Source organism: Bacillus sp. FJAT-27001, assembly GCF_019039175.1.
GTDB classification, from domain to species: Bacteria; Bacillota; Bacilli; order Bacillales; family Bacillaceae; genus Bacillus; species Bacillus velezensis.
In genome coordinates, this window is the sequence record NZ_JAHOAA010000001.1 from 301996 (window position 1) to 322170 (window position 20175).

Consider the following 20175-nt stretch of genomic DNA (forward strand, 5'->3'; position numbering starts at 1 on the left):
TTTTGACTTGCGTTCCGCTACATGGCGGGTGAAGCTTCAGTTTCTTTTTTGATGCGGTGAATAAGTCCTGTCAGCACATGGCCCGGGCCGACTTCTTCAAATTCCATCCGCCCTTTGTCCAGCAGATAGCGGATGCTGTCGTTCCATCGCACTGAATGGTCGATCTGATCGGCCAGAACGGAGTGGATTCCGTCTTGCTCATAAGGTCTGGCATGCACATTAGAAATGACAGGAATTGATATAGCAGAAAAATGAAATGACTGTAAAAATTTTTCGAACTCTTGTTTTGCTTCACTCATATACCTCGAGTGAAAAGCGCCGCTTACGTTTAACGGATGAAACATCGTAACGTCTTTTAATCCTTCGAATACGCTTTTGGCTCTTTCAATGTCTTCTTTGCGTCCGGATATGACAACTTGGTGAGGAGAATTCATATTGGCAATATCAATTGTATGTAATCCGTGCGTTTGAAGGGTGTCTGACACTTGAGCTGCAGTTAACCCCATAACAGCGGCCATTTTTCCGTCAGTGGCCATACTCATTAATTCGCCTCTTTTACGGACGAGCTGCAGGCCGGTAATAAAATCAAACGCACCTGCTGCAAACAGCGCATTATATTCTCCCAAACTGTGGCCGGCCACATAATCCGGCTTTATGTCATTGTCTTGGATTTTTTTCAAATAGCTTAACGCGTTTACAACATATAAAGCAGGCTGGGTGAACTGCGTCTTGTGAAGGTTGGAATACGGATTCTCAAGACAAAGCCGTTTCATGGAATATCCGAGTGTTTCATCAGCCTGCTCCGTTAAGTCTTTAAATTCATCAAACAATGAGCTCCCCATTCCCTGCTTTTGAGAACCTTGTCCGGGGAATAAGTATGTGATCATTTTCTCAGCCATCCTTTCTCGGATTCAGATAAGAAGCATGTTCAAGTTGATAGTAACTTCACAAAAATACCATGTCAAGTTAATTTATCCTATGTGAACTCCTGAATAATGCCTATTTTTCCCTGTCGAAAGGCGGACTCAGGGCTTTCGGAACAGGCGTAAGCAGAATGTCCCATCCGGCCTGCCCGGCGTTCTCTTCCGCAAACTCCCGTTACTCAGCCATTCATCACCAGAAATCTAGTAATAACTACCATTCCATTTCAGAACTTCTTTGCCTCAAAAGAAAAGCTAGTTAGAAAGAACTAAATTACACATTACTTAAAATGAAACAGCCCTTTTTGATTTTTTCTGTTGCGGAAATTCACAAAATGTTCTTTTTTTTCAATCTGAAAGTAAATATTGTTTTTCAAAAGACTCTCCATTTTTTGACCCGGCTTCTCCCCGAAGGAGTGCCCCGGATACACACGCACATGCGGCGGAATGGAGGCTTTGATCCTCTGTATACTGTGAAACATATCTTCAGCTGAGCTGCCCCTGTCCTCACATATACCGCACCCTTCTGTAAACACGGTGTCACCGGTAAAAAGATGATCAGATAGCAAATAGCACATTCCCCCGGCCGTATGTCCCGGGGTCAGTATACTTCTGATGATAAACCCTCCGGCCGCAAAGGTTTGGCCGTCTTCAAGCGCTATTAAGTTTCTGCACCGGAATTGATAGAAATCGATTTCCGCCGACGACATGTATATATCAGAATGATAGATTTGCTGAAGCGGCTCCGCCAAGTTTACATGGTCATAATGCGAATGTGTTAATAAAATAGCTGATAAATCAACATCCAATTCATGCAGTTTATCGGTTATTTTATCGATTTCCCAGGACGGGTCCACCGCTATCGCAGATTTTTTTGAGCGGTCTGCGATAATATAACAATAGTTGGACCACATCTGGTGATAAGTTTTGATTTGATGCACTTCATATGTATGATCCATTGTCACCATTCCCATTTAAAAGATCCGGGCAGACTGCTGCCGCCGCCCAGCCGACTGTAACCACTTTACCAGATGACACCACGTTTTTCCATGGATTTTCCGGTAAAGTTAAAAAAACTTTCTGCTCCCGCCAAAAGCACCAGTCTGGACCTTTTTTACAATTTGCTATGCTGATATATAAGGAAATCAGAATATTAATTTAGATGAATTCTTTAGGGAATTTTATTCAGAAAATGAAGGATGAATATGGGTTTCGGATAAAAAGAAAACAAATTGAGCTTTTGTTTTGAAAAGCAATTGCCGAAGCGGCCAAAGGGAATAATCAGTTTTTAGAAATGATCCGCAATCAAGATTATTATTTCAATCCTTTTCTTCAAGATAAACTAAATCATACGGGCTCTCGAAATATATCAGAATACCTTAGTTCTTACACCGAATTCAACGTTATGTTGACATTAACATAATTGAACTTAGAAAAGTACGGCGTAATTTACACTCTTTTCAAATCAGCCCTAGCTACAACAATTCACGAAAGCGTCGCGCAGCTTTTTACTGTACAAAAACAAAAATAACATAAAATCATTAAGTGTAAAAAGTAAATATTAATCATTAGACAAATAGACTATGTTATATGGGTCGGAGTTTACTGCTCAAGGTAAATTGCTCTGGGATGCAAAAGCACTAAGAGCAGATTGGGATGCAATACCTGCTAAAGTTAAAGCTGCTATGGGCGGAATCGGCGTTTTGAAATAATTCTTAATACGATCGACAATTTTACTGGTGCAGTTGAAGATGCGTGCTATGCGGGTGCTCTAAAAGAACTGGCAACCCAACAGCCGCTTGGTGGATTACTAAAACTCTTAAGCTTTTCATTTAAACGGGGCTATTGTTGGCGTTTAACAAATTTATCCTGTGTTAAGCTTTAAAGTGATTATTTCTAAAGTGTTAAGACAGGAGGTAACTATGGAAGATAAAAGTAACGCTGACCCGAGCCCAAAAGTTATAAAAATTCTAACTTACATTATTCCTATAGTTTTAATAGGGCTTATCCTTGTTCTTAAGAATATTAATACCGCAGCAGCAGAAATTTCATTTTATATCGTTGCTATCGGTGTGGTTCTCTTAGTGGTTTTCAGTTTGATCAAAAATAGAAAAAACCGCAGGAAGAACTAAATGTAAGGGGGGGCTAATTACTAGTCCCCCTTGACTAACTTGCGGATAGTATAACCTGCCAAATTCCAATTTTATTTAAATTCCCCCTCCATCTCCTCCCTGTGAATTTGGAAAAGCAGGTACCCATCTATATAACTCAGGGTAGTCACCTGGTTCTTCACAGATAACTTTAAGATTTTAAGGAATCGCTTTCTCCATTATTTCACTATTAATGCAGTGACATATAGACGGTTACACCAAACACAAGATGCTGCGCTGTCACCCCAAATACTATCCATAAACAATTTTTATATGAAAGAAAAGCAGCTGGATGTTAAACAAATTATTTTCATGATTTACGGCATACAGATGCAACAATTATACCAGAAATTAAAAAACTCAAAAGTTATCTCTGACAGGCTGGGTCATTCAAACTAGTAAGGCTACTTGTGGGCAAATAACGGTTTAGTCTCACATAAATCATTGTTCTTGCATCACACGCTTAAACATCTTCTCCATCTCATACGTACTGTTATTTTTAGTTTTTTGACAATAAACCATGATTACTCAAAACATTGATATTTCAGAGCTTCTAATAGTTTTCTGGGTAAATATTTTTATTAAATTAGCATGGTTAGACATAAAGAGAGCAGCCTCCTTTTTTGATGATAATAAATATGATGATGAGTGGACCGAGAATGGTTACAAAATTAAATTTAAGCGAACCCCTATTATAAATATAGCGGATGTTTATATATCTAAGAAATAGTCTTAACTTTTTAATTTAAGGGAATGAAAGATATGCTGACTCAGAAAGGAAATATACCGTATTATACTTAACATGAGCTACCGATGTAAAAGGCCAGTTAAAGAGAAAAACAGGAAAAAGCGAAATAGATTTACGTGCAGTTGTAAAAAGTCTCATGCGACAAGGAGAGGTTCCGTAAGACAAAATACAAAATTGCATCATCTAAAAAAGCCCAAACTCTAAAAAGTTGGGCTTTTAATTTAAGCGGGGAGAAAGCGATTTGTAGCCTTAAAATAAAGTTTGATTAAATGAACTTAATAAACCTTGATAAAAGTACAAATAGAAAAAACGTGTTTTGAAAAAAAGATTGATCAAAACACGTTTTTTCTATATTCATTTCAATCATCGTTTTATAAAAAAGTTTGATCATTTTATGTCTAGAATCTTCAACAAACGCGCAGTCTGAGGAATAGTACCTTATAATAAAAACTGCTGAGTGCTACCTAGACTGAATACTCCACCCATGTGTTTTAAGCTTTTTTATATAATCTTCAACACTAATTTTTTCAACTTCAATTGCTAACGGCGTCAGTGAAACAAGGCACTCATTTGAAGTATAATTTATTGTAACTTTTACCACCTCGTATCCATTATGGAAACCTGAATCAAATCCAGGATCGTCAATTATATCTCCTACTTGAGGGCGAAAGTCAGATTCAAATGTTTTCACTAATGTTTGAGTATTTTCCTCTGTAGGTTCTTGATTAATTGATGAGACAAATAATATTAAATTTATATTCAAAGCATTTCCCCCCTTTCTATGCTGTTTAAATAATCTTTAGTTTAATTCTATTGTTATTGATGATAACAAATTTTAACTTGCATCACAAATTAATTGTGCCATTAAATGGACCGTTTGTTGAATTCTAAAAATCTGTATTGTTAATGTGATTCTATCAAACTTTTTTATAAATTATCGGACTTTGTTTTACATAATCAATCTTTATTTTAAAGCTACACGATTAATTTTTTTAGTCCTCCCCTGTTTTTCTTTTATTTGATTTTCCTACTATCCCCGTAATTTGCACAAATGGAAAAACCGCAATATGATTGCGGTCTGCTGTGAATCTGTATTTGAAGTTATTCAGTCCGCTCATCAGCTTGCGGCTTTAGTAAGATGGTTAAGACAATTCCTGATAATATCAAAACATTTCTATAAAAAAAGATTCGGATTATAGAATGCTTAAAGACAATTACCTGGACAAGGAACAAGTATCTGTCTTTATGGAGGCAGCAAAATCTTCTAAATATCATCATTACATGATCGCTTTAACTCTTTTAAGGACCGGCTTAAGAAAAGGTGAACTCATTGCTTTATATTGGTCCGATATTGACTTTAATAACAAAACTTTAAGGATTGCTAAATCTAAGAACGAGTTTGGAATCATAGCACCTAAAACCCGTAAAAGTGTTAGAACTATAAGCATCGATGACACTTTAATTAAAGAGATGAAAAAGTTTAAGGAATGGCAAGAAGAAAATAAAATAAAACACGGTGATAATTATAACCAGTCTCCCTTTTTTATTACCAACCATAAGGGAGATGACCTTGGACCGTTTGGAATTGATAAAGTCATAGATTCCTTGCTAAAGAAAACTGATCTGCACCACATTACTCCACATGGTTTGAGACACACACACACCATTATGCTGCTAGAAAGTGGTGCAGATATCAAATTTGCAAGTGAGAGACTCGGTCATACGGATGTGAAAATGACAACTGATGTCTATATCCATATCAATCAAAAAAGCATTAATCGGTTTGATGAATACCTAAACAGCTAAAATCAGTGGGCAAAATGTGGGCACGAGGGTACATCCCACACTGAACCCTTCTACATCACACGCTTAAACATCTTCTCCATCTCATACGTGCTGTGGTGAATTATGATCGGCCGGCCGTGCGGGCATGTGAACGGGTCTGTCGTTCGGCGCAGGTCGTCCAAGAGCGCTTTGATTTCGTCGTTTCGCAAATGGCGGTTCGCTTTGATTGAGCCTTTGCAGCTCATCATAATGGCCGCTTCCTCCCGCAGTTTCTTAATATCGATCTGTTTGGCGTCAAGCACCTGCTGAATGATTTCTTCAATCAGTTCAGCTTCTTCCCCTTTTGGAAACCAGGCCGGATGGCAGCGGACGATGTAGCTGTTCGTGCCGAATGCTTCTAAAAATACTCCGACGCTTTCAAGCTCATGCTGATGCTGGTCAATGATCAGCGCTTCATTTGCCGCATAATGAAAGGTGAGCGGCACGATCATATCCTGCACTTCTGGCTCAACCTGCCCGACTTTCTCCCGGAAATATTCGTATTTAATCCGTTCTTGTGCCGCATGCTGGTCAATGATATACAAGCCGTTTTCGTTTTGGGCTAAAATATATGTCCCGTGCATTTGGCCGATCGGATACATCACCGGAACTCTTTCTTCCCGTATTTCTTCAGAGTCAGCCTCCTCTTCAGGCTCCGGAATATCGGAAACATGCGCTTCCGTTACCGGCATGCCGATCTTCGGCGGCACTCCGTGACCCGCTTCATCCGGCAGGGACTCTTCTTCTATTACCGGCTCAGGCTCTTTTACGACCGAACTCAGCTTCATTGGTGAGTAAGACGGCTCCGGCGTTTTTTCAGGAAGTTTCCGCTCAGGCGCGCTTTCCTCGAATGTCATAAATTGCTGTTCGTTTTTGGCCGGTGCCGGCGCGGATTTTTTCGGGAGCTGGGCGCTCGGAATAAGCCGCTGCTTTTGAAACACTTCCTTTATCCCGTCACGGATCAGCTCATGCAGCTCCGTCTCTTTGCTGAGGCGGACTTCAAGCTTCGAGGGATGGACATTGACATCGACCAAAATCGGGTCCATCGTAATTTCGATAAACGTAATCGGATGGCGGCCGATCGGCAGTAGTGTGTGATAGCCCTCATGCACCGCTTTTACAAGCGGGAAATTCTTAATGTATCTTCCGTTAATGACAGATGACATGTAGTTTCTGGATGCACGCGTGATTTCCGGAAGCGCAATGTAGCCCTTGACTTCAAAATCAAGCGAGCTGACATGGAGCGGTATCATTTTTTTCGCAACCGCCGTCCCGTAAATTGCGGCCAGCACATGGCGCACGTCCCCGTTACCGTTTGTCTGCAGCAGATTTTTCCCCTGATGGCGGAGACGGATCGATACTTCCGGATGCGCAAGAGCGATCCGGTTGACAACATCCGTAATATTGCCGAGCTCCGTATGCACGGTTTTCATATATTTCAATCTGGCGGGTGTATTGAAAAACAGGTTGGTAACGATAATCTCCGTTCCTTTTCTGCTGGAGGATTTCTGCTCAGAAATGATATTCCCGCCCTGAAGAATGAGATGGGTTCCCGCTCCCTCGCCGATGCTCGTTTTGATTTCCAGATGAGAAACAGACGCGATACTTGGCAAAGCTTCTCCGCGGAAACCGAGTGTTCTCACCCGGAACAGGTCGTTTTCATCTTTGATTTTACTGGTCGCGTGGCGGCGGAAAGCCCGCTTGCAATCATCGGTTTCCATCCCTTCGCCGTTATCGAGCACCCGAATCGACGAAAGCCCCGCTTCCTCTATGTCGATTTCAATGACTGTGCTGTTTGCGTCGATGGCGTTTTCCACCAATTCTTTAACGACTGAGGCAGGCCGTTCGACCACCTCGCCGGCCGCTATTTTATTCGAGAGTTCATCTGACAGCTGGATGACTTTTGCCAAGTCCGTCACCTCTTTCTATTTTAATTTTTTTTGCAGCTTGTACATTTCATTCATCGCCTCAAGCGGCGTCATATCGAGAATATTGATTGACTTAAAAGCTTCAAGCACTTGTTTTTCTTTATTAGAAACAGCCGGTGCCTTCTGTTCTTTTTCACCGTCAGCAAAAAAGGACAGCTGTGCCGGTTCTTCTCTGACGGCGGACTTTTTCTCAGATACCGCCGGAAGCTCCGGTTTATCTCCCGTCTGCTCAAGCTGTTTCAAAATCTCCTGCGCGCGGCTGATCAGATCGTCCGGGAGCTCGGCAAGCTGGGCGACATGAATGCCGTAACTTTTATCTGCGGCTCCTTCTTTGATTTGATGGAGAAACACGACCGTTCCGTTATATTCCTCTGCGCGCACATGAACGTTTTTCAGCTGAGGAAGCTTATCTTCAAGCACCGTCAGCTCATGATAATGCGTGCTGAACAGTGTTTTAGCGCCGATATGATCATGGACATATTCAATAATCGCCTGTGCCAGCGCCATTCCGTCGTACGTTGATGTCCCGCGGCCGATTTCATCAAACAGGATCAGGCTGTCTTTTGTGGCGTTCACAATCGCGTTTTTCGCTTCCAGCATTTCCACCATAAAGGTGCTTTGTCCGGAAATCAAATCATCCGCTGCCCCGATTCTCGTGAAGATTTGATCAAAAATCGGCAGAACCGCTTCTTTCGCGGGCACAAAACAGCCGATCTGGGCCATGATCGATAGAAGTGCGATCTGTCTCATGTACGTGCTTTTACCTGACATATTCGGACCCGTAATCAGGAGCATTTCCCGCGAATCGCCCATCAGGCAGTTGTTCGGGACGTATTCTTGACTGTCCATCACCTTTTCAACGACGGGGTGTCTCCCTTCAATGACTTTTACTTCATTATCAGAAAAGACGGGCTTTGTGTAATGCCTGTTTTCACTGATCGTAGCAAAGCATTGCAGTGCGTCCAGCTCACTCATTTGTTTGGCAAGACGCTGCAAGCGCGGAATAAATTGTTTCACCTTTTCACGCAGTCCGGCAAAAAGCTCATATTCCAGCTCGCAGATGTTGTTTTCCGCTTCTAAAATAAGCGCTTCTTTTTCCTTCAATTCCGGCGTAATGTACCGTTCGGCGTTTGTGAGGGTCTGTTTCCGCTCATACCGTCCGTCTTCAAGCAGATGAAGGTTTGCTTTTGTGACTTCAATATAATAGCCGAACACTTTATTGAAACCGACCTTTAATGAACGGATGCCCGTATAAGCGCGTTCCTGCTGCTCCAGTCTGGCAATCCAGTCTTTACCGTTTTTGCTGGCGTCACGGTACTCATCGAGCTTCTGATGATAGCCGTCTTTAATTAAATTGCCTTCTTTTAACGATAACGGCGGGTTTTCATGAAGGGCTTCTTCTAACAGGTCAAGCAAATCTCCGCACGGATCAATCAAGCCGGCGCGTTCTTTTGCTTTTTTATGGTTAAGAGACCCTACAAGCTCTTTGATGCTCGGCACTTGTTTTAAAGATTCTTTCAGCTGGATTAAATCCCTTGCGTTGACGTTTCCGAATGCGACCCGGCCCGCCAGACGTTCTAAATCGTATACTTCCTTCAGGCGCTCTCGCAGATCTTCACGCTCAAACAGATGATTGATCAGCGTCTCGACCATTTCCTGGCGTTCTTCGATTTGGGATGCCCTGATCAGCGGGCGGTCAATCCATTGTTTGAGAAGCCGGCCGCCCATCGCTGTTTTCGTCTCGTCTAAAAGCCAAAGCAATGACCCTTTTTTGCTTTTCGAACGGATCGTTTCCGTCAGCTCAAGATTCCGTTTTGAATACAGGTCAATTTTCATCGCTTCTTCCAATTCATATACTTGAACCGGCTGCAGGTGATCCAGGCTCCGTTTTTGCGTTTTCTGCAAATACGTATATAAACGCATAAACGTCTCTGTCAGCTCTTCGCCCGGCAAGTGCTTTGCGATTTCAATGCGTTCTGTTATTTCCCCGTCTTCGATGGAAATCGTGGCGCCGCACCGTTCTTTCAGCTGAGCAGCTGTATGTTCGTTAAACTTGCTCGATACGACAATTTCCTTTGCGCCGACTGAGTAAATTTCTGACATGACATCTTCAATCCGCTCAATAAATACGGCCAGGTTTTCTCCAGTCGTTAAGTCCGATAAAGCGAGACCGTATCCGTCACGGAATTCGGAAACGGAAGCGATAAAGTTGTTTTCCGACTCGTGGATGCCTTTTCCATCCATCACGGTTCCCGGTGTGATCAGCTGGACGACTTCTCTTTTTACAACGCCTTTAGCCGCCTTCGGATCTTCCGTCTGCTCACAGATCGCCACTTTATAGCCCTTTTTAATCAGCTGTTCAATATAAGCCGCCGCGGAATGATACGGCACGCCGCACATCGGAATTTTATCAGCCGAACCTCCGTCTCTGCTTGTCAGTGTAATTTCAAGCTCTTGTGACGCTTTTTTTGCATCTTCAAAAAACATTTCATAAAAGTCACCAAGCCGAAAAAATAAAAAGGCATCTTGGTGCTCTGCCTTTATCTTCAAGTATTGCTGTATCATAGGCGTGTAACTAGCCATCATTTAATCCCTCACTATGTATCTTCTCTTATCCGAATCCCATTATAACATAAACAAAAGAGTGATATCTTTATATATAAAAAAGAGACTTGGGGTGTTAAACTCCCCTAGCCTCAACTTATTCTTCAGGATCTCCGACTAAAAATTCCGGGTTAATGTCCTCTAATTCTTCATCAAGATCGTCTTCCCAATCATCATCATCGTCTTCTTCCCAGTCAGGATTTACTTCGACGACGACTTTCGTTTCACCGACCACTTCTGCTAAAAATTCTCTCTCTGCCTGAACCACGATTTTATTTCCGTTAGGAGAAATGGTGACTTCAAGACAATTCGGCTGCTGCAGCACTTTGGCAATGACTTCGTGTTCGTCATCTAAGTAATTTGTGTCTCTGTATCTGAGTTTAATCACATCGACATACTTTACTCTCTCGGTTACAACTTCCGTTTTTGTATTATCGGCGTAAGAGTACCAGACGTTTATATCATAATACCCTTCAATTTCTACAGTCTTCCCGATCTTTTCGGCATCGTACTTGTGGTTGATAATCCAGCCGCCCAATATACTTGACGGTTTTTCTCCAGGTGAGATCGTGTTGGTGCATTGGGTGAATTTTCTTCCTTTCGCAACTACCGCTTTCGTAATAATTTCCCTGTATTCAGACATTCCGGCAGGCCTCCTTGTTCTTCTTCGTGTTATCTTATGCTGGGCATTTGTCTCATGTGCATTTTTATAATAAAAATATAAAAATACAAAGTTTCTGTTTCATTGTATGCAGCCCTGCCCAGAAACTTTACTTTTAAGTATGATAAAACTTTCCAGTAAAATGGGACAAAACGGTGAGTCAATGAAAATTTAGTACATATTACAATTAGTTCTCAAACAGCAAAAAAACACGGGCCGATGAAGGCCCCGTGTTTAAATAGAACAGCTGTTATTCGAATGTTTTACTTTTGAACCGGTTTCTCCCGTCAGCAGGTTGCCTCCGGTAGATGTAATGATTTCGTTTGTCACCTGATTTGAGATCGTATGTGCGACAAGCTGAAGAAGGTCATTGACCTCAATCTGGGAATCTCTGAATTCCTGAATGATCGGAATCCCTTCAAGCTCTTCCTGCAGGGCGTCAATTTTACTTTCCACTTGTTTCAGCGCTTCAAGCTTTTCGTAGTGCTTCAGGTTAACGGCTTGCTTTTGCAGGGTTTTAATCTGATTAATAATCGCAGAGACTTTTTCATTTTCGTTAATCTGCGCCTCGGCGCGTTTGAAAAAATCAACTTCTTCTGTTTCAGAAATCATTTTCGCAAGGTTCCTAGCCTGCTGTACAATGTCTTTCTTTGAGTAAAGCGTCATTATTATTTCACCTCGATTGCTTCTCCTGCCATCACACCGTCAAGCGACCATGTTTTCGCCTGTTCGATTTTGACGCGTACAATCTTGCCGATGGCGTCTTTCGGCCCTTTGAAGTTGACGAGCTTGCTTTTTTCCGTATAGCCGGCAAGAATGTCAGGGTTATTTTTGCTTTCTCCCTCAACTAATACTTCGACAGTCCTGCCTTCATATTCCTTCATTTTTTTGGCTGAAATTTCTTTCACCAAATCATTGAGGCGCTGAAGACGTTCTTTCTTGACCCTCATCGGAACATTGTCTTTCATCTTCGCTGCCGGCGTGCCTTCACGAGGAGAGTAAATAAACGTATATGCGCTGTCAAATTCCACTTCGCGATATAACGAAAGCGTTTCTTCAAATTGTTCATCGGTTTCATTCGGAAAACCGACAATAATATCGGTCGTCAGTGAAGCGTTTGGCATCGCTGCTTTAATTTTTCCGACAAGCTCCAGATAGCGTTCTCTGTCATATTTGCGCGCCATCATTTTTAACATCGCTGAGCTTCCTGATTGAACCGGAAGATGGATATGGTCAAGAAGGTTGCCGCCTTTGGCGAGCACTTCGATCAGATGATCATCAAAGTCACGCGGATGACTCGTCGTGAATCGGATTCTCGGAATATCAATTTTACGCAGTTCGTCCATTAAATCACCGAGACCGTACGTCATATCCTCAAAATCTTTTCCGTACGCATTCACGTTTTGACCGAGCAGTGTGATTTCTTTATAACCTTCGCTTGCAAGTCTTCTGACTTCCTGGATAATTTCCTCAGGACGGCGGCTTCGTTCTTTTCCGCGGGTATACGGTACGATGCAGTATGTGCAGAACTTGTCACAGCCGTACATAATGTTGACCCAGCCTTTAATTTTTCCGTTGCGGACTTTCGGAAGGTTTTCAATGACATCCCCTTCCTTCGACCACACTTCAATGACCATCTCTTTTGATAAATATGCCTCTGATAACAGTTCCGGCAGACGGTGAATGTTGTGCGTGCCGAAAATCATATCGACAAACGGGTGCTTCTTAAGGATGCGGTTTACGACTGATTCTTCCTGTGACATGCAGCCGCAGACGCCGAGAATCAAGTCCGGGTTATTTTTTTTGAGCGCCTTTAAATGGCCGAGCTCGCCGAACACTTTGTTTTCAGCATTTTCCCGGATAGCGCAAGTGTTTAATAAAATAACGTTCGCGTCATCAACCGAATTTGTCGCTTCATAACCGAGCGCCATAAAAATACCCGCCATGACTTCCGTATCATGCTCGTTCATTTGGCATCCGTACGTGCGGATATAAAATTTCCTGCCTTCACCGAGGCCTTTAAATTCTTCTGAGATTTTAAAATCGTTATGATATTGAACGGATTCTTTGCCCCGTTTTTTCGCATTTTTTAAAGAAGGCGGAATATATACGGCTTCAAAATACTTGCTGTAATCCTTTTCGGATGTTTTGTCCGCCGGATTCACTTGTCCGCTTTCCTGCTTTTGCTTTTCATTCATGTTCGAATGTCTCCTTTCAACCGAAACTTCCACCCTCAAGTATACTGGTTAAAAGCGTTTGGCACAACCGCCAGCCTATTATTGTACACCTTATTGAGAATAAGAATCAATAAGAAATAAAAAAGAGGGAATCATTTCCCCCTTACACAAGCTGAAGCTCTTTTGCGGCTGAACGGATTACTTCCAGGGCCCGGTCAAGCTCCTCTTTTGTATGCTCCGCCGTAATAATGGTGCGGATTCTCGCTTTTCCTTGGGCGACCGTCGGATACACGATGCTTTGTGCAAACACGCCGCGGGTCAATAAAAGGTCTGATAATGCCTGGGCTTTTTCTTCCTCCCCTATTAATATCGGCACGATCGGTGTTTCGCTTTTTGTGAGGGTCAGCCCCATTTGAACCAGTCTGTCTTTGAAATACGCCGTGTTCTCCCATAGCTTTTCCATATGCTCAGGCTCTTCCAGCAGGACGTCAATGGCTTCTATGCATGCGGCCGTTACCGCAGGCGGATGAGAAGTGCTGAATAAGAAAGGACGCCCTTTATGGCGCAGGTAATCGATCAGAACCTGCGACCCTGCGGCATAACCGCCAAGCACTCCGATGGCTTTGCTTAATGTGCCCACCTGTATGTGGACTCTTCCGTCAAGCCCGAAGTGATTAACCGTTCCCCTTCCGTTTTTTCCGAGTACGCCGGAAGCATGCGCGTCGTCGACCATCACAAAGGCATCGTACGCCTCTGCAAGTTTGACGATGTCAGGCAAAGGAGCGATGTTGCCGTCCATTGAGAATACGCCGTCGGTGACGATCAGGCGCATGCGGTAATTCATTGATTTTTTCAGCACCCTTTCCAAATCGTCCATATCAACATGGCGGTACACCTTTTTATCTGCTTTCGTCAGCCTGATCCCGTCAATGATGGAAGCATGGTTCAGTTCGTCAGAGATCACGATATCCTCTTTTGTAAGAATGCTTGATAGGACACCCTGATTCGTTGTGAACCCCGATTGAAAAACAAGTGCCGCTTCTGTTTTTTTAAAGTTTGCCAATTTTTTCTCCAGCTCATTGTGCATTGTGAATGTTCCGGCGATTGTCCGGACGGACCCCGTACCCGCTCCGAATTCTTCCGCGGCGCGTTTGGCCGCTTCGACAAGCCTTGGATGCGACGTCAAACCGAGATAATTGTTCGATGAAAGCTGTATCACGTTTTCCCCTTTGACTTCTACCGACGGACCCTGCTTCGTTTCAATTTGTTTCATTTGCTGCCACGTTTTATTTTCTTTCATTTTATCAAGCTCGGCTTTTAGAAATTCAAATTCTTTCATTATAGAATCCTCCCCTTATGGAATCAAAATGACTTTGCCGCACTGGCCCTTTCTCATCAGGTCAAACCCTTTTTCAAAGTCTTCAAGCGGAAACTGATGCGTGATCACCGGCGTCAGATCAACAAGGCCGGATTCAAGCAGGTGCGATACCTGCCGCCATGTTTCAAACATTTTTCTGCCTGTGATGCCTTGGACGGTAAGTCCTTTAAACACCACGTCATTTGTCAGGTCAACCGTCACCGGACGTTCCGGCAGACTCAGCATGTGGAACCTTCCCCCGTTGGCCGCCATCTTTAATCCTTGTGTTATAGCTGCCGGGTGGCCTGACATTTCGCAGACAAGGTCGATCCCTTCTCCGCCTGTTAAAGTGTCGATCACCTCAAGCGGATCTTCCTTATCAGCTGAAATGGTGATCGTGGCTCCCAATTTCTTCGCAAGAGCCAGCCTGTAATCATTTTTATCAATGGCCGCAATACGGGATGCACCGGCCGCTTTAGCCACTGCCACCGCCATCAGCCCGATCGGTCCGCAGCCGATAATTGCAGCGGAACCGCCCGCAAGCTGGCTGCTTTCCAGCACCGTATGCACCGCGTTGCCGAGCGGCTCTTGAACAGAAGCGACGGCGGGGTCCATATCAGCGGGATTTTTCCAAACATTTCGAGCCGGCACTTTGACATATTCAGCGAAGGAACCGGCTGTATCTACGCCGAGGATCTTTGTATGGGTGCACACATGATGTTTTCCTGTTAAACAAGGGACACAAGTACCGCAGACGAAGTGGGTTTCAGCCGAAACGTAGTCACCTATTTTGACATTTGTGACGTGCTTGCCCGTTTCCGCTACGATACCGCTGAATTCATGTCCGAATACTTGAGGTGTTTTGATTCGTTTCTGCGCCCATTGATCCCAATTATAAATATGCACATCTGTACCGCATATAGATGCGGCCTGTACTTTAATGAGAACTTCATTCTCATTAATGGAAGGTATGGGAATTTCTTTCAGATTTGCTCCGAAAGCGTTTTCATTTTTGACGATAGCTTTCATCTTTCCTCCCAACACGTACACTCCTCCTCGAAAAAACACTGTAATAACTGGATTGTAACATGATATAAAAAGGAGGTAAATACCAGTGTCCACTCCAAGAAAACAACTGCTTCCGTCCGGAAAAATGGGCGGGATTTTTTTTGAATATTATATGAATAAAGCCATTTATCATCTCTTCGTACTATCAATATAATATTGTGAGAAAATATGACAACAATAAAAACAACCCGCTCGCCTTACGCAAGCAGGTTGAGAATATCATGTTTTTGTTTTTAACGGGGTTCGACGATTAACTTAATCGCCGTTCTTTCTTCTCCGTCAATCTGTATATCTGTAAAAGCCGGAATACAAATCAAATCTACGCCGCTTGGCGCGACAAAGCCTCTGGCAATCGCAACCGCTTTAACAGCCTGGTTTAAGGCACCCGCCCCAATTGCTTGAATTTCGGCGGCTCCGCGTTCCCTCAATACACCGGCAAGCGCGCCTGCTACTGAATTTGGACTTGATTTTGCTGAAACTTTTAAGATTTCCATTTCTGCTCCCCCTTAGTTTTACAATGGATAAGTGAGTGTTCATTAGAACAATCATTATTAGATGTTGCTATCCAAAAAGCCATCCCCACAATGCTTTTCAAAAATAGCGGGCTACCTTCCATTTCTACTATATTCACTAAGAAGTTGCTATATTCCTGCTTTTCCTTTTAATATTTTTATAAAATAAACACATGATCACCTATTCAAAGAACATATGGTCATCATTGATTAATATCCGTTCGATATTTACGGCCTTTTTCGTTTGATCGTCGATGTCAATGAGCACTCCGCTCAGTGTAGTTTTACCTTCCGCCACCGTAAACCGGACGGGAAGATTGGTTTTAAACCGCTTGATGACCGTTTCTCTGTCCATACCGAGAATTCCGTCGTACGGACCCGTCATGCCTACATCAGTAATATATGCCGTTCCTTTCGGCAAAATGCGGTTATCTGCCGTTTGCACGTGTGTATGGGTGCCTACCACGGCAGAGGCTCTTCCGTCTGTGTACCAGCCGATCGCAATTTTTTCGCTTGTCGCTTCGGCGTGAAAATCAATAAAAATGTACGGCGTGCGCTTTTTCGCTTCTTCTATTAATTCATCCGCTTTAGCAAACGGATCATCAAGCGGCGGAAGAAACGTCCGCCCCTGTAAATTAATGACGGCAAGCTCTTTTCCGTTCGATTTAATATAAGTAATGCCTTTGCCCGGCGTACCTTCCGGGAAATTCGCCGGCCGGACAAGATGCGGCACATCATCAATAAAGTCGAAGATCTCTCTTTTATCCCACGTATGGTTTCCCATTGTAATGGCATCTGCTCCCGCTTCCATCAGGCTGTGGTAGATCTTTTCTGTCAGTCCTTTTCCATGTGCTGCATTTTCTCCGTTAATAATTGTAAAATGCGGTTTATGTTTCGCTTTCAGTTTCGGGACATATTCTTTTACCATGTCGCGGCCCGGGGAACCGACAACATCTCCGATAAATAAAATTCTCATACATTCCATTCCTTCCTTTTCAGGGACTCAAAAAAATAAAGTGATGCGCTAAGCATCACTTTATTTTGCATACTCTACGGCTCGAGTTTCTCTGATTACGGTCACTTTAATGTGGCCCGGATAATCAAGCTCGTCCTCAATTCGTTTACGGATATCACGTGCCAAACGATGGGCTTCTAAATCATTAATGGAGTCCGGCTTCACCATGATGCGAACTTCACGGCCGGCCTGAATCGCAAATGATTTTTCAACACCTTCGTAAGACTCGGAGATTTCTTCAAGCTTTTCAAGTCTGCGGATATAGTTTTCGAGCGTTTCACTTCTCGCACCCGGTCTTGCGGCTGACAGTGCATCAGCGGCAGCAACCAGAACGGCGATAATGGAAGTCGGCTCTTCGTCTCCGTGGTGTGACGCAATACTGTTAATGACGACTGGATGCTCTTTATATTTGGTCGCAAGCTCCACTCCGATTTCCACGTGGCTTCCTTCCACTTCATGGTCAATTGCTTTTCCGATGTCATGCAGAAGACCGGCCCGCTTGGCAAGCTTTGCATCTTCTCCAAGCTCGGAAGCCATTAAACCTGCTAAAAACGCAACTTCCATAGAATGTTTCAGTACGTTCTGCCCGTAGCTTGTACGGAATTTCAACCGGCCGAGGATCTTGATCAGATCCGGGTGGAGGCCGTGAACGCCGACTTCAAACGTCGTCTGCTCACCCATTTCCCGGATATAGTCATCTACCTCACGGCGGGATTTTTCAACCATTTCTTCAATGCGCGCCGGGTGAATACGGCCATCCTGAACGAGTTTATCAAGAGCGATTCTTGCCGTCTCCCGTCTGATCGGATCAAATCCGGAAAGAATGACTGCTTCAGGTGTGTCATCAATAATCAGGTCAATACCTGTAAGCGTTTCAAGCGTACGAATGTTACGCCCTTCACGGCCGATGATACGTCCTTTCATCTCATCATTCGGAAGATTGACGACCGATACCGTCGTTTCGGCAACATGATCTGCTGCACAGCGCTGCAAAGCAAGCGACAGAATGTTTTTCGCCTTTTTATCTGCCTCTTCTTTCGCACGGTTTTCGGTTTCTTTTGTCATGATGGCGATGTCATGTGAAAGCTCATTTTCAACCCGGTCAAGAATGATTTGTTTCGCTTCATCCCGTGTCAGGCTCGAAATGCGTTCGAGTTCTGACTGCTGCATACGAATCATCTCATCCACTTTGCTTTCCATCTCTTCAATATGTTGTTGTCGTTCATTCAGAGAATGATCTTTCTTCTCCAACATCGCTTCCCGTTTATCAATTCCTTCATGTTTACGGTCAAGATTTTCTTCTTTTTGAAGTAAACGGTTTTCTTGTTTTTGAAGCTCATTTCGTCTTTCACGAACTTCCTGTTCAGCATCTATTCGAAGTGTATGGATTTCGTCCTTTGCTTCAAGCAGAGCTTCTTTTTTCAGTGCTTCAGCATCACGCTTTGCATCTTCAAGGATTTGCTCGGCAGCACCGCGTGCGCCCGCAATCTTTGCTTCGGCAATGGTTTTACGAACATAGTAGCCAACAACTAAACCGAGCAGAGTCAGCAAAATGGAGATGAGAACCGTCATTGGGGTCATACTTTCACCTCCTCTTGCTATGAACTTGGTTTTTGCTTAAATAAGTGCCGGCATGTACATTGTCTGATTTTCTCAACATACAGAACCTTCACAGGGAATGAGTCTCTCACGCCCTTGTCAAGTTTAAATGGTTTAACAATCATGTTAAAAAAACAAATGTTACAACTTCATTGTAATTGTGTCGGAAATACTTGTCAAGCTTGCCAGCTTAACGATTCGCCTTCAGCTCGGATCTTCGCCCATGTATATATCATACCATACCTAGATCCGCTTTTCGTGAATGACGGCTCTGTTAGTCCGGCTGGTTAAGCAATTGGTAAATTCTATTGTTTACCTGTCCTAATTTGGCGTTATTCTGAATGTTTGACAGTAATATGACATATTTGCTTGCCGAATGGCTGAAGCTGTTCAAAATGTTGTAACCGGGCATAACACCGTGATTGGAATAGCTTCCCGGATCAATGTAAAACCCCATGCCGTAAGCGGCACTGCTTCCTGCTGTAAACATTTTTGTGAAGCTTTCTTTTGAAAGGAGCGTGCCGTTTACGATCGCTTTATCAAATTTATAGAGATCTTCAGCGCTCATATACATGTCGCCCGCCCCGTACAGCTGCGATAAGTCCAAAAGGTGCGGCGTTACAAGACTGCCGCTCTCATCGACTTTGTAGCCGACGGCAGGATATTTGGCTTTAGCAAATGTTTTGTAAAATCCGGCATGCTTCATTCCGGCCGGTTTGAACACGTGTTCTTTTATATATTGTTCATAAGACTCCCCGCTGACCTGAGATACGATATAAGCAAGCACTGAATAGTTGGAATCCCTGTAATCCCAAACCCCGGGCTGCCGTTTAATTCCGCGGTATTCTATATCCTTGATTAAATCAATTGGAGAAATCGGTCCCTGACCCTCAATATGCCCGTTTATGCCGGACGTATGATTGAGCAGGTTTTTCAATGTGATGCGCGTGCCGTTAGGAAAATTCGGCAAGTATGTACTGACGGGGTCACTCGTCTGCAGCAGCCCTTTTTCTTCAAGCTGCAGGACAGCCGTCGCGATTAACGCTTTTTGTGAAGAACCGATATAATATGATGTCTCCGGATTGTTTTTAATTTTTTGTTTTCGGTCCGCATAGCCAAAGCCTTTTTTCAGCACAACTTTTCCATCTTTTACGATCATTGCTGTGCCGCTGAACCCGATCTGTTGCAAGTAATTGCTGATCTGTTTATTGTGATCGATTGATTTAGGTGTTTTCTCTTTTTGCGTCTTTTCTTTTTTCTGTTGAGTCTGGTCTTTTGAAGTATCAGATTGAGCGGCGGGAGCGTTTTTAACGGATTCCTTCTCCCGGTGATGCGCTGTGACGGTCCAGATCATAATAAAAACAGTGACAAGCAGCAGAAAAAGAAACAGCCCTCCCGTTTTCATCAGCTTCTTCTTTCTTTTTTTATTTATTCTTGTGCGGCGGGGGCTCGTCATCTTTTTTCCTCCTCAGATATAATTTCAACTTTCGCCATGATGTTAGACGAGTGAAGGGTGAAAAAAGTTGTAACATTCCAGATAAAATTTTCCGAAACAGCCAGTGTTTTTTTGAAACACACAAAAAAAGAGCGGAAATTGCTTATTCCGCTCTTT

General features: G+C 43.4%; 16 protein-coding genes. 2 read left to right on the plus strand and 14 right to left on the minus strand.

The window, feature by feature from the left end; genetic code table 11:
• Window positions 1-17 precede the first annotated feature (17 nt).
• Complete coding sequence (gene fabD, locus BGM27_RS00895) at window positions 18-887, minus strand: ACP S-malonyltransferase (RefSeq protein WP_007409838.1); 870 nt, start codon at window positions 885-887, stop codon at window positions 18-20.
• Window positions 888-1201: 314 nt separating this feature from the next.
• Window positions 1202-1879, minus strand: a complete 678-nt coding sequence (locus BGM27_RS00900) for an MBL fold metallo-hydrolase (protein WP_003154103.1) — start codon at window positions 1877-1879, stop codon at window positions 1202-1204.
• A gap of 963 nt (window positions 1880-2842) precedes the next feature.
• Here BGM27_RS00900 and BGM27_RS00905 point away from each other — a divergent pair.
• Entirely contained in the window at window positions 2843-3052 is a 210-nt protein-coding gene (locus tag BGM27_RS00905) for a hypothetical protein (protein ID WP_007409837.1), read from the plus strand.
• 1226 nt (window positions 3053-4278) lie between these two features.
• On the opposite strand, the gene BGM27_RS00910 is transcribed toward BGM27_RS00905, so the two are convergent.
• Window positions 4279-4581, minus strand: coding sequence for a hypothetical protein (locus BGM27_RS00910; protein ID WP_007409833.1), 303 nt, complete (start codon window positions 4579-4581; stop codon window positions 4279-4281).
• A 437-nt stretch (window positions 4582-5018) separates the two neighbouring features.
• Between BGM27_RS00910 and BGM27_RS00915 the strand changes: the two genes are divergently transcribed.
• Window positions 5019-5624 (plus strand): site-specific integrase, encoded by a 606-nt coding sequence (locus BGM27_RS00915; RefSeq protein WP_007409831.1) that lies wholly within the window; start codon window positions 5019-5021, stop codon window positions 5622-5624.
• A gap of 50 nt (window positions 5625-5674) precedes the next feature.
• On the opposite strand, the gene mutL is transcribed toward BGM27_RS00915, so the two are convergent.
• The 11 genes from mutL to BGM27_RS00970 all read right to left on the minus strand — a co-directional run bounded on the left by mutL (window position 5675) and on the right by BGM27_RS00970 (window position 20019).
• The gene (gene mutL, locus BGM27_RS00920) at window positions 5675-7552 is read right to left on the minus strand and encodes a DNA mismatch repair endonuclease MutL (RefSeq protein WP_007409830.1); all 1878 of its coding nucleotides are present in this window, start codon (window positions 7550-7552) and stop codon (window positions 5675-5677) included.
• Window positions 7553-7567: 15 nt separating this feature from the next.
• On the minus strand, window positions 7568-10153 hold the full coding sequence (gene mutS, locus BGM27_RS00925; protein WP_007409829.1) for a DNA mismatch repair protein MutS: 2586 nt from the start codon (window positions 10151-10153) through the stop codon (window positions 7568-7570).
• Between the two features lie 118 nt (window positions 10154-10271).
• Complete coding sequence (gene cotE / locus BGM27_RS00930) at window positions 10272-10817, minus strand: outer spore coat protein CotE (RefSeq protein ID WP_003154111.1); 546 nt, start codon at window positions 10815-10817, stop codon at window positions 10272-10274.
• 252 nt (window positions 10818-11069) lie between these two features.
• Window positions 11070-11501, minus strand: a complete 432-nt coding sequence (ricA, locus tag BGM27_RS00935; protein ID WP_003154113.1) for a regulatory iron-sulfur-containing complex subunit RicA — start codon at window positions 11499-11501, stop codon at window positions 11070-11072.
• 2 nt (window positions 11502-11503) lie between these two features.
• Complete coding sequence (miaB, locus tag BGM27_RS00940) at window positions 11504-13033, minus strand: tRNA (N6-isopentenyl adenosine(37)-C2)-methylthiotransferase MiaB (protein ID WP_007409828.1); 1530 nt, start codon at window positions 13031-13033, stop codon at window positions 11504-11506.
• A gap of 142 nt (window positions 13034-13175) precedes the next feature.
• On the minus strand, window positions 13176-14354 hold the full coding sequence (locus BGM27_RS00945; RefSeq protein ID WP_113629803.1) for a glycine C-acetyltransferase: 1179 nt from the start codon (window positions 14352-14354) through the stop codon (window positions 13176-13178).
• A 12-nt stretch (window positions 14355-14366) separates the two neighbouring features.
• Complete coding sequence (gene tdh / locus BGM27_RS00950; RefSeq protein WP_020954011.1) at window positions 14367-15413, minus strand: L-threonine 3-dehydrogenase; 1047 nt, start codon at window positions 15411-15413, stop codon at window positions 14367-14369.
• 257 nt (window positions 15414-15670) lie between these two features.
• On the minus strand, window positions 15671-15931 hold the full coding sequence (gene spoVS, locus BGM27_RS00955) for a stage V sporulation protein SpoVS (RefSeq protein WP_003154135.1): 261 nt from the start codon (window positions 15929-15931) through the stop codon (window positions 15671-15673).
• Between the two features lie 199 nt (window positions 15932-16130).
• Window positions 16131-16925, minus strand: a complete 795-nt coding sequence (locus BGM27_RS00960; protein WP_003154137.1) for a TIGR00282 family metallophosphoesterase — start codon at window positions 16923-16925, stop codon at window positions 16131-16133.
• Window positions 16926-16985: 60 nt separating this feature from the next.
• Window positions 16986-18545: a ribonuclease Y gene (gene rny, locus BGM27_RS00965; protein WP_003154140.1), complete on the minus strand. Its 1560-nt coding sequence runs from the start codon at window positions 18543-18545 to the stop codon at window positions 16986-16988.
• 292 nt (window positions 18546-18837) lie between these two features.
• Window positions 18838-20019, minus strand: a complete 1182-nt coding sequence (locus BGM27_RS00970; RefSeq protein ID WP_007409824.1) for a serine hydrolase domain-containing protein — start codon at window positions 20017-20019, stop codon at window positions 18838-18840.
• Between the last annotated feature and the right edge of the window lie 156 nt (window positions 20020-20175).

Bases quoted from the DNA above. Each gene is read 5' to 3' on its own strand.
- BGM27_RS00970 (WP_007409824.1), bottom strand. From the start codon at position 20,019: ATGACGAGCCCCCGCCGCACAAGAATAAATAAAAAAAGAAAGAAGAAG.
- fabD (WP_007409838.1), bottom strand. From the start codon at position 887: ATGATCACATACTTATTCCCCGGACAAGGTTCTCAAAAGCAGGGAATG.
- ricA (WP_003154113.1), bottom strand. From the start codon at position 11,501: ATGACGCTTTACTCAAAGAAAGACATTGTACAGCAGGCTAGGAACCTT.
- spoVS (WP_003154135.1), bottom strand. From the start codon at position 15,931: ATGGAAATCTTAAAAGTTTCAGCAAAATCAAGTCCAAATTCAGTAGCA.
- BGM27_RS00900 (WP_003154103.1), bottom strand. From the start codon at position 1,879: ATGGATCATACATATGAAGTGCATCAAATCAAAACTTATCACCAGATG.
- BGM27_RS00915 (WP_007409831.1), top strand. From the start codon at position 5,019: ATGCTTAAAGACAATTACCTGGACAAGGAACAAGTATCTGTCTTTATG.
- rny (WP_003154140.1), bottom strand. From the start codon at position 18,545: ATGACCCCAATGACGGTTCTCATCTCCATTTTGCTGACTCTGCTCGGT.
- BGM27_RS00905 (WP_007409837.1), top strand. From the start codon at position 2,843: ATGGAAGATAAAAGTAACGCTGACCCGAGCCCAAAAGTTATAAAAATT.
- miaB (WP_007409828.1), bottom strand. From the start codon at position 13,033: ATGAATGAAAAGCAAAAGCAGGAAAGCGGACAAGTGAATCCGGCGGAC.
- cotE (WP_003154111.1), bottom strand. From the start codon at position 10,817: ATGTCTGAATACAGGGAAATTATTACGAAAGCGGTAGTTGCGAAAGGA.
- BGM27_RS00960 (WP_003154137.1), bottom strand. From the start codon at position 16,925: ATGAGAATTTTATTTATCGGAGATGTTGTCGGTTCCCCGGGCCGCGAC.
- mutS (WP_007409829.1), bottom strand. From the start codon at position 10,153: ATGGCTAGTTACACGCCTATGATACAGCAATACTTGAAGATAAAGGCA.